This window comes from Sphingopyxis sp. BE235, from assembly GCF_031457175.1.
In the GTDB taxonomy this organism is placed as follows: Bacteria; Pseudomonadota; Alphaproteobacteria; order Sphingomonadales; family Sphingomonadaceae; genus Sphingopyxis.
Genome location: NZ_JAVDWC010000004.1, coordinates 50267 through 62499 on the forward strand (window position 1 = coordinate 50267; position 12233 = coordinate 62499).

General features: G+C 66.5%; 13 protein-coding genes. 2 read left to right on the forward strand and 11 right to left on the reverse strand.

Translation table 11 applies throughout. The annotated features are described in order from the left end of the window. Nucleotides 1–139: 139 nt before the first annotated feature. From ybaL to J2X38_RS16655, 7 genes are all read right to left on the reverse strand, one after another. Nucleotides 140–1783, reverse strand: coding sequence for a YbaL family putative K(+) efflux transporter (gene ybaL, locus J2X38_RS16625; RefSeq protein WP_310255595.1), 1644 nt, complete (start codon nt 1781–1783; stop codon nt 140–142). 77 nt (nt 1784–1860) lie between these two features. Next, on the reverse strand, nt 1861–3903 hold the full coding sequence (locus J2X38_RS16630; protein WP_310255598.1) for an EAL domain-containing protein: 2043 nt from the start codon (nt 3901–3903) through the stop codon (nt 1861–1863). A gap of 114 nt (nt 3904–4017) precedes the next feature. Then, nucleotides 4018–5838 carry an ABC transporter ATP-binding protein/permease gene (locus J2X38_RS16635; protein ID WP_310255600.1) on the reverse strand — a complete coding sequence of 607 codons (1821 nt, stop codon included), beginning with the start codon at nt 5836–5838 and terminating at the stop codon, nt 4018–4020. Between the two features lie 119 nt (nt 5839–5957). Beyond that, nucleotides 5958–6107 (reverse strand): hypothetical protein, encoded by a 150-nt coding sequence (locus J2X38_RS16640; RefSeq protein WP_156419591.1) that lies wholly within the window; start codon nt 6105–6107, stop codon nt 5958–5960. A 104-nt stretch (nt 6108–6211) separates the two neighbouring features. Then, a complete protein-coding gene (locus J2X38_RS16645) occupies nt 6212–6790 on the reverse strand; it encodes an LptA/OstA family protein (RefSeq protein WP_171013430.1) in 579 nt (192 codons plus the stop codon). Next, on the reverse strand, nt 6787–7425 hold the full coding sequence (gene lptC / locus J2X38_RS16650; RefSeq protein WP_058537534.1) for an LPS export ABC transporter periplasmic protein LptC: 639 nt from the start codon (nt 7423–7425) through the stop codon (nt 6787–6789). Before lptC ends, J2X38_RS16645 begins: the two co-directional genes overlap by 4 nt. A 19-nt stretch (nt 7426–7444) precedes the next feature. After that, entirely contained in the window at nt 7445–8062 is a 618-nt protein-coding gene (locus J2X38_RS16655) for a ribonuclease H-like domain-containing protein (protein WP_310255604.1), read from the reverse strand. 262 nt (nt 8063–8324) lie between these two features. On the opposite strand from J2X38_RS16655, the gene J2X38_RS16660 reads away from it, so the two are divergent. Next, nucleotides 8325–9122 carry a cold-shock protein gene (locus J2X38_RS16660; protein WP_058537532.1) on the forward strand — a complete coding sequence of 266 codons (798 nt, stop codon included), beginning with the start codon at nt 8325–8327 and terminating at the stop codon, nt 9120–9122. Between the two features lie 216 nt (nt 9123–9338). Here the strand turns inward: J2X38_RS16660 and J2X38_RS16665 are convergent, their stop codons facing one another. The 4 genes from J2X38_RS16665 to J2X38_RS16680 form a co-directional block, all read right to left on the reverse strand. Beyond that, nucleotides 9339–9800, reverse strand: coding sequence for a DNA starvation/stationary phase protection protein (locus J2X38_RS16665; protein ID WP_310255607.1), 462 nt, complete (start codon nt 9798–9800; stop codon nt 9339–9341). 114 nt (nt 9801–9914) lie between these two features. Continuing rightward, on the reverse strand, nt 9915–10469 hold the full coding sequence (locus tag J2X38_RS16670; protein WP_310255609.1) for a hypothetical protein: 555 nt from the start codon (nt 10467–10469) through the stop codon (nt 9915–9917). A gap of 43 nt (nt 10470–10512) precedes the next feature. Further along, entirely contained in the window at nt 10513–10842 is a 330-nt protein-coding gene (locus J2X38_RS16675) for a hypothetical protein (RefSeq protein WP_137889780.1), read from the reverse strand. Between the two features lie 52 nt (nt 10843–10894). Continuing rightward, nucleotides 10895–11539 carry a GGDEF domain-containing protein gene (locus J2X38_RS16680; protein ID WP_058537528.1) on the reverse strand — a complete coding sequence of 215 codons (645 nt, stop codon included), beginning with the start codon at nt 11537–11539 and terminating at the stop codon, nt 10895–10897. Between the two features lie 194 nt (nt 11540–11733). Between J2X38_RS16680 and purE the strand changes: the two genes are divergently transcribed. Beyond that, nucleotides 11734–12231 (forward strand): 5-(carboxyamino)imidazole ribonucleotide mutase, encoded by a 498-nt coding sequence (purE, locus tag J2X38_RS16685; RefSeq protein ID WP_058537527.1) that lies wholly within the window; start codon nt 11734–11736, stop codon nt 12229–12231. Nucleotides 12232–12233: the final 2 nt, after the last annotated feature.

Here is a 12233-nt window from a genome sequence, read left to right on the forward strand (position 1 = left end):
GGGGAGCGGGGGAAGCCCCGACCTCAACCATTTCAATCCTTTTCCGTTCGCATCGAGCGAAGTCGAGATGCCTCTCGACCTTGCGCGACGCCGATAGGTGTCTCGACTTCGCTCGACACGAACGGAACTGAAGGCTGGTCTAAGCCAGCGTCAGCATCGCCCGCTCGGCCATCCGCGACGCGGTCTCGCGTTCGGCCATCACGACATGGTCGGCGCCGCGGCGCACCAGATCGTCGACCTCCTCGTCCGAATGCGCGCGCGCGACGATCACCAGCTTGGGATTGATCGCGCGCGCGCGCCGCACGATCGCGCCGGCCTCGACCCCCTCGGGGATCGCGATCAGCAGGGTCGACGCGATGTCGAGCCCCGCCTGCCGCAAAATGCTTTCCTTCGTCGCGTCGCCGACGATCACCGTCGCCCCCGCTTCGCGCGCCGCCGCGGCCATATCCTTCTGGTCCTCGATCACCGTCAGCCCCTCGCCGCGCCCGCAGATCAGGCTGCCGATATGGCTGCCGACGCGGCCATAGCCGATCAGCACGACGCCGGCGTTGCACGGCGCGGGCGCAACCTCGCCCTCCGCCTCCGCTTCTTCCTCCTCGGCCTCCGCGTCGCGCATATATTTTACCGCGAGCGAGAAGAGGATCGGGTTGAACAGGATCGACAGCAAGGACCCCGCGAGGATCAGGTCGCGCCCCGTTTCGGGCAGCACTTTCAGGCCTACCCCCAGCCCCGCGAGAATGAACGAAAATTCGCCAATTTGCGCAAGGCTAACCGACACCGTCAGCGCGGTCCCCGAATGATGCCCGAAGGCACGGACGAGCGCGTAGGCGGCGACCGACTTGCCGAGAATGATGATCGCCACCGTCGCCAGCACCGGCCCCGGTTGCTCGACGAGCACCTTGGGATCGAAGAGCATGCCGACCGACACGAAGAACAGCACCGCGAACGCATCGCGCAGCGGCAGCGTCTCTTCGGCGGCGCGCCGCGACAGCTGCGTTTCGCCGAGGATCATGCCCGCGAAGAAGGCGCCCAATGCAAACGACACATCGAAAATCACCGCCGCGCCGAACGCGACCCCGAGCGCGATCGCGAGCACCGCGAGGCGGAACAGCTCGCGCGACCCCGAATGCGCGACCCAGTGGAGCACCCACGGCAGCACCCGCCGCGCGATCACGAACATGAAGGCGCCGAAGCCGACGACCTTGAGCAGCACGATCGCCGCCGATTGCAGCAGCCCCGCAGAGCCCCCCTCATCGCCGCGGTCGCCGAACATCGCGGGCAACAGCACGAGCGCGAGCACCATCACGAGATCCTCGACGATCAGCCAGCCGACCGCGATCCGCCCCTTTTCGGTCTCGACCATGTCGCGCGCCTGCAGCGCGCGGAGCAGCACGACGGTCGACGCGACCGACAGTGCCAGGCCAAAGACGATGCTGCCCTCGACCGGCCAGCCGAGCCACAGCCCGAGCATCATGCCGAGCGCGGTCGCGACCGCGATTTGCGCGATCGCTCCCGGCACCGCGATCTTGCGCACCGACAGCAGGTCTTTCAGCGAAAAATGCAGCCCGACCCCGAACATCAGCAGGATCACGCCGATCTCGGCAAGCTGGAGCGCGAGCCCGGTGTCGGCAACGATCCCCGGCGTAAACGGCCCGACGAGCACCCCCGCGAGCAGATAGCCCGCGATCGGCGATATCCTGAGCCGGTGCGCCAGCGCCCCCATCAGGAACGCCACACCCAGCCCGGCGACGATGGTTCCGATCAGGCTGGTGTCATGCGGCATGGCCCCCTGCGTAAAGTGCGCGGGCGCGCGGGGTCAACCCAAGGCAAGTAATTTAGTTGCGATTGGCTCGCCGCGGCTCAGGCTGCACACACCTGACCGGACGTATCGCCCTCGCCGCCGGCCGGAACCGAACGGCCGGGCCGCCCGATCAGGAAGCCCTGCGCCTCGTCGCAGCCTTCGCGGCGGAGCACGTCGAGCTGTTCGGCCGTCTCGATCCCCTCGGCCAGGATCGGGATCGACAGGCTTTTGCCGAGCGCGAGCACCGCGCGGAGGATCGCGGTCGACTGGATATTGCCCTCGAGCTCGGCGGCGAAGAAGCGGTCGAGCTTGATCTTGTCGAACGGAAAGGCGCGCAGGGTTTCCAGCGACGAATAGCCCGTGCCGAAATCGTCGAGCGCGACGCCGATGCCGAGCGCCTTGATCTGGCGCAGCACGTGCAACGCGCGTTCGCGGTCGGCGATGATCGCGGTTTCGGTCAGCTCGATTTCCAGACGCCTTGGCGGCAAGCCGGTATCGAGCAATATCTGATGGAACAGGCGCGGCAGGTCCACATGCGCCAGCTGGAGCGGCGACACATTGACCGCGACCTTCGACGCGTGCGGCCACGCCGCCGCATCGGTGCAAGCGCGCCGCATCACCCATTCGCCCAGCGCCAGGATAAAGCCGTTCGCCTCGGCCAGCGGGATGAACACCGCCGGCGGAATCGCCCCGCGAACCGGGTGCGCCCAGCGCAGCAGCGCCTCATATCCGGTGACCTCGCCCGTCGTGACCGAGGTCTGGACCTGATAATGGACGTCGAGTTCGTCGCGGTCGATCGCTCCCCGAAGGTCGGCGGCGAGTTCGCGCTGGTCGCGGATCGCCTCGTCGAGCTGCCAGTCATAATAGCAGGGCGCGGTCGCGGCATCGGCCTTGGCGCGATACATGGCAAGGTCGGCGTTGTTCGACAGCATCTCGGCGGTCGCCGCATCGTCAGGGAACACCGCGACGCCGATGCTCGCACCGAGACGCGCCTCGAAATCGGGGAAGGCGAGCGGCGCCTTCAGCTCGGCATCGAGCCGCGCCGCGAACGCAGCCAGCTGCGTGCGATCGGTAAAGCGCGTCAGCGCGACGAACTCGTCGCCGCCGAGCCGCGCTACGAATTCATTATGCCCGAGCGTCTCGCGCATCCGCCCTGCGAGCCGCGCGAGCACCTCGTCGCCCGCCTTGTGGCCGTGGACGTCGTTGATTTCCTTGAAGCGGTCGAGATCGATCGCGCACAGCCCGACGCGCTCGCCCTTCACGATCGCGCCGCCGATCTGCCGCGCCAGTTCGGTGCGAAAGGCGGTGCGATTGGGGAGGCCGGTCAGCGCATCGTTCATCGCCATATGCGTCAGCTCGCGCATCGCCTCCGAGCGTGTCTGGCGATCGAGCATCGCCGCGAAGACCCCCGCCGCGATCACGATCCCGCCGACGAGCACCGTCGCGAGCGCCAGCGCGTTGAATTCGGCCGGACGCAGCGGCGTTTCGTCGAGCGCCATCGGCGTGATTCGCATCGCGGTCATCGCCAGGAAATGGAGCGAGGCAATCGCAAGCACGATCAGCCCCGTCGCCAGCGGCACACGGCCGCGCACCGCCCGGCTCGTGCGGAGCACCGTCAGCGCGGCTGCGGCAAAAACCATGCCGCAAATCACCGCCGCGGCGACATAGGCGTCATCCCAGGCGACGATTCCGTCGACGCGATAGGCGGTCATGCCGGTGAAATGCATCGCCGCAATGGCGCCGCCGAACAGCGCCCCGCCGATCGCACCAAAAACTTCATCCTTGCCCCACGCGGCGACCGCGAAGCCGATGAACGAGCCGACCATCGCGACCATCAGCGAGGCGATGGTCAGCACGGGATCGAGCGTGACCGGCGCCTTCGCCTCAAAGGCGAGCATGGCGACGAAATGGGTGCACCAGATCGTCGCGCTGGCGGCGACCGCGACCAGGAACGCCCAGGCGATCCCCTGCTTTCGCTGCGCATCGCGCGCGCGTTCGAACATCTGCACGATCGCAAAGGCGCCGACGCCGCAGATCGCAACCGCCAGCGCGACGAGCCACGGATCGTGGTCGATCGCGATACACATCGCCAGCCTGATCAAGATCCCCGCCTTTCGCCTCGACATCCGTCCACGCGACGGATTGGTCCCCGAAGGTCCAATGGACGGAAATCACTTACAAAATTGTAAATACGGCGGTCGGCGCGCCGACGGCCCCTAAGCCTCGACGGTTCCCTCGTCGCGCTCCGCCTGCTGCCGCGCCCACATGTCGGCGTAAAGCCCGCGCATCCGCAGCAGCTGGTCGTGCGTGCCGGTTTCGGCGACACGCCCCTTGTCGAGCACCACGATCCGGTCGGCGCCCGTCACCGTCGACAGCCGGTGCGCGATCACCAGCGTCGTTCGCCGCGCGGCGATGCGTTCGAGCGTGTCCTGGATCGCCGCTTCGGTGCGGCTGTCGAGCGCGCTCGTCGCTTCGTCCAAAATCAGCACCGGCGGGTTCTTGAGCAGGGTGCGCGCGATCGCGACGCGCTGCTTTTCGCCGCCCGACAGCTTCAGCCCGCGTTCGCCGACCTCGGTGTCATAGCCTTGCGGCAGGATCGCGATGAAGCCGTCGATCGCCGCGCCCTCGGCCGCCGCCGCGATTTCATCCGCGCTGGCGCCTTCGCGGCCATAGGCGATGTTGTAGCCGATGCTGTCGTTAAACAGCACCGTGTCCTGCGGGACGATGCCGATCTCGGCGCGCAGGCTCTTCTGCGTGACCTTGGCGATATCCTGCTCGTCGATCATGATCCGTCCGCCCTGCGGGTCATAGAAGCGGAAGAGCAGCCGCGCGATCGTCGACTTGCCCGCGCCCGACGGGCCGACGATCGCCAACGTCTCGCCCGCGCCGACCGCGAAGCTCACGCCGTTCAAAATCGTTCGGTCGGGCTCGTAGCCGAAAACGACATTCTCGAACGCTACCGCGCCGCCGTTCACGACGAGCGGCCAGGCGTCCGGCGCATCGCTGATCTCGGACGGGGTGTCGATCAGGCGGAACATCGCCTCCATGTCGATCAGCCCCTGGCGGATCACGCGGTAAACCATGCCGAGCATATCGAGCGGGCGGAAGAGTTGGGCCAAGAGCGTGTTCACCAGCACCACGTCGCCGACCTGGAACTGCCCCCGCGACCAGCCCCACACGGTGTACGCCATCGCGCCGGCGAGCGCGATATTGGTGATCAGGCTCTGCCCCATGTTCAGCCACGCGAGGCTGTTCTCGCTCTTCACCGCGGCGCGCGCATATTGATCGGCGACATCGCGGTAGCGCGCCTCCTCGCGCGCCTCGGCGCCGAAATATTTGACCGTCTCGTAATTGAGCAGGCTGTCGACGCTGCGCCCGATCGTCAGCGTGTCGAGGTCGTTCATCCGCGTGCGCAGCGCGTTGCGCCAGTCGGTCACCTTGCGCGTGAAGATGATATAGACGACGACCATCAACGCGGTCGCGCTGGCGAGGCCGAAGCTGAATTTGGTCCAGAAGATGATCAGCACCGCGGCGAGTTCGACGATCGTCGGCGCGATGTTGAACAGCAGGAAATAGAGCATCGTGTCGATGCTCTTGGTGCCGCGCTCGATCACCTTGGTGACCTCGCCCGTCCGCCGCGCGAGGTGGAAGCGCAGGCTCAGCGCATGCAGGTGGCTGAAGGTCGTGATCGCGAGCTCGCGCGTCGCATCCTGCCCGACGCGTTCGAACACGACATTGCGCAAATTGTCGAACAGCACTCCGGCAAAGCGTGCGCCGGCGTAGGCGAGGACGAGCCCGATCGCGAGCGCGACGCCCTGCTCCATGCCTGGCGCCATCTTGTCGATTGCGGCGCCATAAAGGAAGCCCATCGACAGCTGCACGCCCTTCGACGCGAGCACGATGAGGCCCGCGAGGACTATGCGGACCTTCGCCTCGGTCTGCCCCGCCGGCCACAGATAGGGCAGGAAGCGCCGCAGCGTCGCAAGGACGGGCGGCTCACGCGAGGCGTCGGCGGAAGTGGAGGTGTCAGGCGGCATGCGCGCCCCATGTAGGGGGGAAGAGCCACACTAACAACGCCTGGTGTTCCCCGGCGAAAGCCGGGGCCCAGCGGGCTTGGCGTGAGACGCAATGGACCCCGGCTTTCGCCGGGGAACAGCTACCGCGACTCGCGATAGCCCGCGTGACGAATGATGCGGTCGATCAGCCGCCGCTCTTCGGATGTCGGGGTCGGCACGATTACCACAGGGGGTTCCTGGCGGCGGCCGAACAGGGGACGCCGGGGCGGGACGATCGGGGAAAAGCGCATGGGGGCTGCTTTCGACTATGCGGCGTCGCCCCCCGGCTCCGCGGATGATCTGGTCCCGCACCCTTGGTGAAGGCGCGTGGTTGCAGCCCGGTTAAAGGCGTTGGTTACTGCTTTCTTTCCGGTACGGTGAAGGTGCCGGTGACGCGCCCGCCCGTGCCGCCCTGCACCGGGTTGCCGTCGGGACCGCGCGCCGCGCCGCGCCCGTCGACCGTCGCGCGCCCGCTGTTGAGATCGATCACCAGCCGCCCGCCGCGCAGATTGTTTCCGCGCTGGCGCAGTTCGACATTGCCGACCATCGTGATTAGCCGACGGTCGAGGTCGTAAATGGCGACATTGCCCTTCGCCGTCTCGTCGCCTTTCACCACCGTCACGCCGCCGGTGGCGTCGAGCCGGTTGACGTCGGTGCCGCCGCTCCGCGTGTAGGCGACGGTCATCCGCGGTGCGGTGACGGTCAGTCCCGCCTGCGTGACGCGGACATTGCCCTCCAGAACGACGCGGTCGGCGCGGTCCTGCACCTCGATGCTGCCCGCGGCGAAATCGACCGGCGCGCCGCTGTTGTGATTGGCGAGCGCCTGCGCTTGCGCGGCGTCGCCGCCGCTACCCGATGACAGCAAGGCAAGGCTGGCAAGTGCAAAGCCGGCGCCCGCAAGCGCCACGCTCTTCATCGGCGATACGCGGTTCATTTGAGCACTCCCTGATTGATCCGCAGCCGCGCATTGCCCTGCAGGCGAACGACCCGCTTGTCGAGGTCGGCGAACAGCTGGTTGGCCGAAAAATGGCCGATGTTCAAACTTCCGTTGACGCCGCCCTGCCCGGCGAGACTACGCGTCTTCAAATCGACCGCGACATTGCTCGCGTCGATGCGATAGCCATTGGCGCTCTTGACCTGCACCAGCCCGGGCACCGCCACCTTTTCGGTCTCCATATTATAGGCGCTGTCCTTCGCGACGATCGTCGCCGGGCCATCGGTGAGCTTGATCGCCCCCGACAGGTCGGTCATCCGCACGATCGGCTCGGCCGAGCTTTTCTGGACCGCGCTGCCCGCGAGCAGCGCGAACGGCTGCCCCTTCGCGTCCTGGCCGCGATATTCGGCGCGCGTCACCTTCATCCGCTCCTTGGCCATCTCGACCTTGTCCTTGGACAAGAGGAAACTGATCTCGGCGCGCTGAGTGAAGGGCGAGAAGACGAGCACCGCCGCGACGACGCCGATGACGAGCGGCAGGCCGTAACGCAGGATGCGCACGACGCGGTCGTGGCTCGACCCGCTCGCCGCCCACATGCGGCGCATCGTGCGGTCAAGATCGGCGCGTTCGGACATGCTCTTGCGAATCGCCTCTTCAGGTGTGCGCGAAAATATCGACCTCGGGCCAACCCGCGAGATCGAGCGCCGCGCGCGTCGGCAGGAAATCGAAGCAGGACTGCGCGAGGCCGGTGCGCCCTTCGCGCGCCAGCCGCATGTCGAGGATATCCTTCATCGCGTGCAGGAACCGCACATCGCTCGCGGCATAGTCGCGCTGCGCGTCGCTGAGTTCGGCAGCACCCCAGTCGCTCGACTGCTGCTGCTTCGACACTTCCTGCCCCAGGAGTTCGCGCACCAGTTCCTTCAGGCCATGGCGGTCGGTGTAGGTGCGGATCAGCTTCGAGGCGATCTTGGTGCAATAGACGGGCGCGGTGACGACGCCGAGCGCCTGCTGTAGCGCCGCGATGTCGAAGCGCGCAAAATGGAATAATTTCAACCGGTTGGGATCGGTCAATATCGCCTTCAGCACCGGCGCGTCATAGCTGCTGCCGGGCTTGAAGCGGACGAGATGCTCGTCGCCCGACCCGTCGCTGATCTGGACAAGGCACAGCCGGTCGCGCAGCGGGTTCAGCCCCATGGTCTCGGTATCGATCGCAACCGCGCCCGGACCCAGCACGCCCTCGGGCAAATCTTCTTCGTGGAAATAGACAGTCATAAGGTCGCCTTAGGCCAAGCGGCCTTGCCGCTCAATGACTGGTTTTCGTGCGCGTAGACCGCGCGCCGCGGGGCTGCGGCAAAGCGCGCTCTATTCCACCGCCGGGACTTGAATTTTCCGTTCGCAGATGGCGTTCATTTAGGCTATATATTGCGCCGTTAGAGGCACGGGGCGAGTCTGTGCCCATGGTGAACTGCGTCCCCGTCCGACGCAAGGCGCTGATCGAATGGGGTATGGACGAACCGAAAGCGACTATTAGACAATGAGTTTCAACAAGGATCGCCGCGGCCAGCGGGGGCGCGGCAAGCGCGATGATTTCGGCAATTTCGACAGCTTCGAACCTGCACCCTATGGCGGCGACAGCTATGGCGGCGGCAATCGCGGTGGTGGCTTCGGCGACCGCGGCGGCTTCGGCGGCGGTGATCGTGGCGGCGGCTTCGGCGGCGGCGACCGCGGCGGCTTCGGCGGCGGCGATCGTGGCGGCGGCGGTGGCTTCGGCGGCGGACGTGGCGGCGGCATGCCCGCGCAGGTCGTCGGCGAAGGCAATGGCACGGTGAAATTCTTCAACGCATCGAAGGGCTTCGGTTTCGTCGCCCGCGACGATGGCGGCGAAGACGTGTTCGTCCACATCAGCGCAGTCGAACAGGCCGGGCTTCAGGGTCTCGCTTCGGGCCAGCCGCTCGGCTTCACGCTCGTCGAACGCAATGGCAAGGTTTCGGCCATCGATCTCAAGATCGAAGGCGAGCCGATGCCGGTCGAGGAATTCGCTCCGCGTGCACGCGAAGATCGCGGCGCACCCGGCGGCGCCCCGGGCGGTGCCCGCGGCCGTCGTCAGCTGACCGGTGAACGCACCTCGGGCACCGTCAAATTCTTCAACACGACGAAGGGCTTCGGCTTTATCGCGCGCGACGACGGACAGGCCGATGCCTTTGTCCACATCAGCGCGGTCCAGCGCGCCGGCATGGCGGGCCTCGACGAAGGCGACCGCGTCGCGTTCGACATCGAAGTCGACGACCGCGGCAAGTTCGCCGCGGTGAACATCCAGCCGCATCAGGACTGATCGGTCGGACAGAAAACGAAAAGGGCGGCTCTCGGGCCGCCCTTTTTTGTTTGCCATGAGGAACCCGCCGCTTTCGAGCGACAAGCGGTCATTCATCGTCACCCAGGACTTGATCCGGGACCCCGCTTGCGACCGAAGCCAGTCGATACTCAAAAAGCGGGATCCCGGGTCAAGCCCGGGATGACGAATGGGCCACGTCTAATCTGGCTTGCGCCATCAATAGCCCAGCGTTGCTTCCAGAAACCAGATCCGCTGCTGCGCCTCGTCGGCCCAGCTATCGACCAGCCCGCTCGTCGCGATGTCGCCGTCGGCCTCGGCGGCGGCCTTCACTTCCTTGAGCTGACCCAGCAGAATCTTGTTGTCGCCGGCCAGCGTGCGGATCATCACCTCGGCATCCGAACCCGCGCTGTCATCATCGCGGATCGACGCGCGGCGGCTGACGTCGCCGATCGAGCGCAAGGTCGGCGCGCCATTTTTGCGCACGCGCTCGGCGATCAGGTCGGTCGTCGCGAAAATCTGCGCCGCCTGCTCGTCGAACAGCAGGTGCAGTTCGCGAAAGCGCGGGCCCTGGACGTGCCAGTGATAGTTTTTGGTCTTCAGATAGAGAGCGAAACTGTCGGCGAGCAGCGCGTTGAGCGCATCGGCGACGGCGGGGGCATTGTCATTTTTGTCGGACATGGGAGCATCCTTTCTGTTGTCCCTCCGATATAGCGAAGCGGGGCACAGGTTTCCCATTGAAGCTTTGGGTGAGCTTGATCGACAAAAACGATGAAACCGAACCAACCCAACGTATCAGCCGATCAGTCCGAACGCCCCCAGCGCGGTCCGCAGCCCCCAGAGAATCAGGATCGCCGCCGCCGCCCAGCGTAGGTTCCGCGCCGCGCGCCGCTCGGCGAGCGGCGGGCCAAAGGCGAGAAAAGGCAGCATCGCCAGCGTCCAGCCGACCAGCCCGCCGGCCGCCGCCCATTGCCCCGCGCCGCTCGTCGCGGCGAGCGCGCCGATCAGGAAATGGCTGCGGTCGCCGAACTGGCTTGCGAGCATCCGGCCGGCAAGCATGACCGGCGACGCATCCTGGGCGCCCGCATCGAACGCAGGTTTCATCCGCCACAGCAATGCGGCGGCCGCCGAGAGCATTGCGAGCGCGACGAGCAGAGCGGCAACCCCCTGCCCGATCATCCCGTTGGCGATCGCGCCCGCGGTCGCGGCGATGACCGCGTTGACGACGAAAGCGGCAAAAGCGATGACGACCGTGACGCGCCGATCGCTGCGCGCGCTCACCAGCCGCGACAGCGCGATCCCGCTGCGCCCGTCGGCATTGGCGAGCAGCACCGCCACCAGCGCAAGCATGATTGCATCCATCGATTAAGTCTGAATCGTCAGGCGTTTGGCGTCAATGGCCCAGCCGAACCGCGACCGACGCCAGCCACGCTTCCTGCACGGCGGACGGCAGCGGCCCTTGCGGCACCGCCGCCGCATCGCTCATCGCGTCGAGGTATGTCAGGATCGCGGCGCGATAACCGCCGCCCGCGACCGCCGATTCGAGCCGGCTCGCGAGCGTCTCGACCGCGGCAAAGCCGTGGTCGCGCGCGAGGCAGCGGATGTCGTCGATCCCCTGCACGATCTGCGCGAGCGCACAGTGCGGCAGCGCTTCAGCGAGCGCCCCGATCTGTCCGGTAATCCGGTTCTGGATGTCGAGATATGGGTCGGTCTGGTTTCGCATCTCACCCCCCTGTCGTCATGGGATACGATGCGCTTTTTTGGTTAACGCGCGGTTAGCGGTGGCCGGGCAGCCCGCCCAGCCCCTGCTTGCTGCGATACATATCGCGGTCCGCAGCGGCCAAAATGTCCGATTCGGTCATCCCCGTCTGCAGCATCGCGACCCCGAAGCACGCCGACAGCGCAATCTCGTGCCCGTCATATTCGGCGGGCGCCGCGGTGAGCACGTCGCAGAGCCGGTTGACCTGCACGCGCGCGCCGTCCTCGCTCGACTGGTCGAGGATCAGTCCGAATTCGTCGCCGCCGATGCGCGCCGCGACATCGGTCGCGCGGATCGAGCCCGCGAGCCGCTTGGCAATTTCCAGCAGCGCGAAATCGCCCGCGGCGTGGCCGAAATTGTCGTTGATATATTTGAGCTGGTTGACGTCGATAAAGACGACCGCGGCGCGTTCGGCGTGCCGCTCGAACCGCGCCATGCGGTGGTGAATCGCGGTCAGGAAATAGCGGCGATTGAACAAGGGCGTCAGCGTATCGCGCTCGGACACGCGTTCGAGCTCGGCGACGGCGATCTTCAACACGCGGTTCTCGCGGCGCAATGCATCGCGTTCCCGGCGTATTTCACGCAGCTGGTCCTCGATGGAGTCTACGGCGACGGTGCCGAACTGGTCGACCGCGATCCGTGCCCCCCCTACGCTATCCATTCAACGTCCCCGAACCCAACCCACGATCCCCGGCCGAATGCCGCGAGATATTGAGCGGCAACCCTAGTCCCGACTTGATACCAATCGGTAAACGCGATGGCATCAATCGCGCGGCGTTGCCCGCGCGCAAACCAGTCGCTAGGGGGGATCGGCGGCGATTCACACGCGATGAAGCCGGGGCAGGAGGGATTGAAATGGGCGAAACCGCCCCGCAGGTCGGCGTCATCATGGGCAGCCAGTCGGACTGGCCGACGATGGCGCACGCGGTCCAGATCCTCGAAGAGTTCGGCATCGCGCACGAGGTGCAGATCGTTTCCGCGCACCGCACCCCCGACCGCCTTGTAAACTATGCCAAAAGCGCGGCGGACCGCGGCCTTGCTGCGATCATTGCGGGCGCCGGCGGCGCCGCGCATCTGCCCGGCATGGTCGCGTCGATGACGCGCGTGCCGGTGCTCGGCGTCCCCGTCCAGTCGGCGGCATTGAGCGGCGTCGACAGCCTCTATTCGATCGTCCAGATGCCCGGCGGCATTCCCGTCGCGACCTTTGCGATCGGCAAGGCAGGCGCGACCAACGCCGGCCTCTTCGCCGCCGCGCTGCTCGCGAATAATGATGCCAATCTGGCACAAAAACTCGACGCCTGGCGCGAGGCGCAGACGAACAGCGTCGCCCCCACCCCCGTGCGCGAGGGCTGATC

Excerpts from the sequence above, each read along its gene's own strand:
- ybaL (WP_310255595.1), bottom strand. The coding sequence starts at position 1,783 with ATGCCGCATGACACCAGCCTGATCGGAACCATCGTCGCCGGGCTGGGT.
- J2X38_RS16635 (WP_310255600.1), bottom strand. The coding sequence starts at position 5,838 with ATGCCGCCTGACACCTCCACTTCCGCCGACGCCTCGCGTGAGCCGCCC.
- J2X38_RS16640 (WP_156419591.1), bottom strand. The coding sequence starts at position 6,107 with ATGCGCTTTTCCCCGATCGTCCCGCCCCGGCGTCCCCTGTTCGGCCGC.
- J2X38_RS16645 (WP_171013430.1), bottom strand. The coding sequence starts at position 6,790 with ATGAACCGCGTATCGCCGATGAAGAGCGTGGCGCTTGCGGGCGCCGGC.
- lptC (WP_058537534.1), bottom strand. The coding sequence starts at position 7,425 with ATGTCCGAACGCGCCGATCTTGACCGCACGATGCGCCGCATGTGGGCG.
- J2X38_RS16655 (WP_310255604.1), bottom strand. The coding sequence starts at position 8,062 with ATGACTGTCTATTTCCACGAAGAAGATTTGCCCGAGGGCGTGCTGGGT.
- J2X38_RS16660 (WP_058537532.1), top strand. The coding sequence starts at position 8,325 with ATGAGTTTCAACAAGGATCGCCGCGGCCAGCGGGGGCGCGGCAAGCGC.
- J2X38_RS16665 (WP_310255607.1), bottom strand. The coding sequence starts at position 9,800 with ATGTCCGACAAAAATGACAATGCCCCCGCCGTCGCCGATGCGCTCAAC.
- J2X38_RS16670 (WP_310255609.1), bottom strand. The coding sequence starts at position 10,469 with ATGCTTGCGCTGGTGGCGGTGCTGCTCGCCAATGCCGACGGGCGCAGC.
- J2X38_RS16675 (WP_137889780.1), bottom strand. The coding sequence starts at position 10,842 with ATGCGAAACCAGACCGACCCATATCTCGACATCCAGAACCGGATTACC.
- J2X38_RS16680 (WP_058537528.1), bottom strand. The coding sequence starts at position 11,539 with ATGGATAGCGTAGGGGGGGCACGGATCGCGGTCGACCAGTTCGGCACC.
- purE (WP_058537527.1), top strand. The coding sequence starts at position 11,734 with ATGGGCGAAACCGCCCCGCAGGTCGGCGTCATCATGGGCAGCCAGTCG.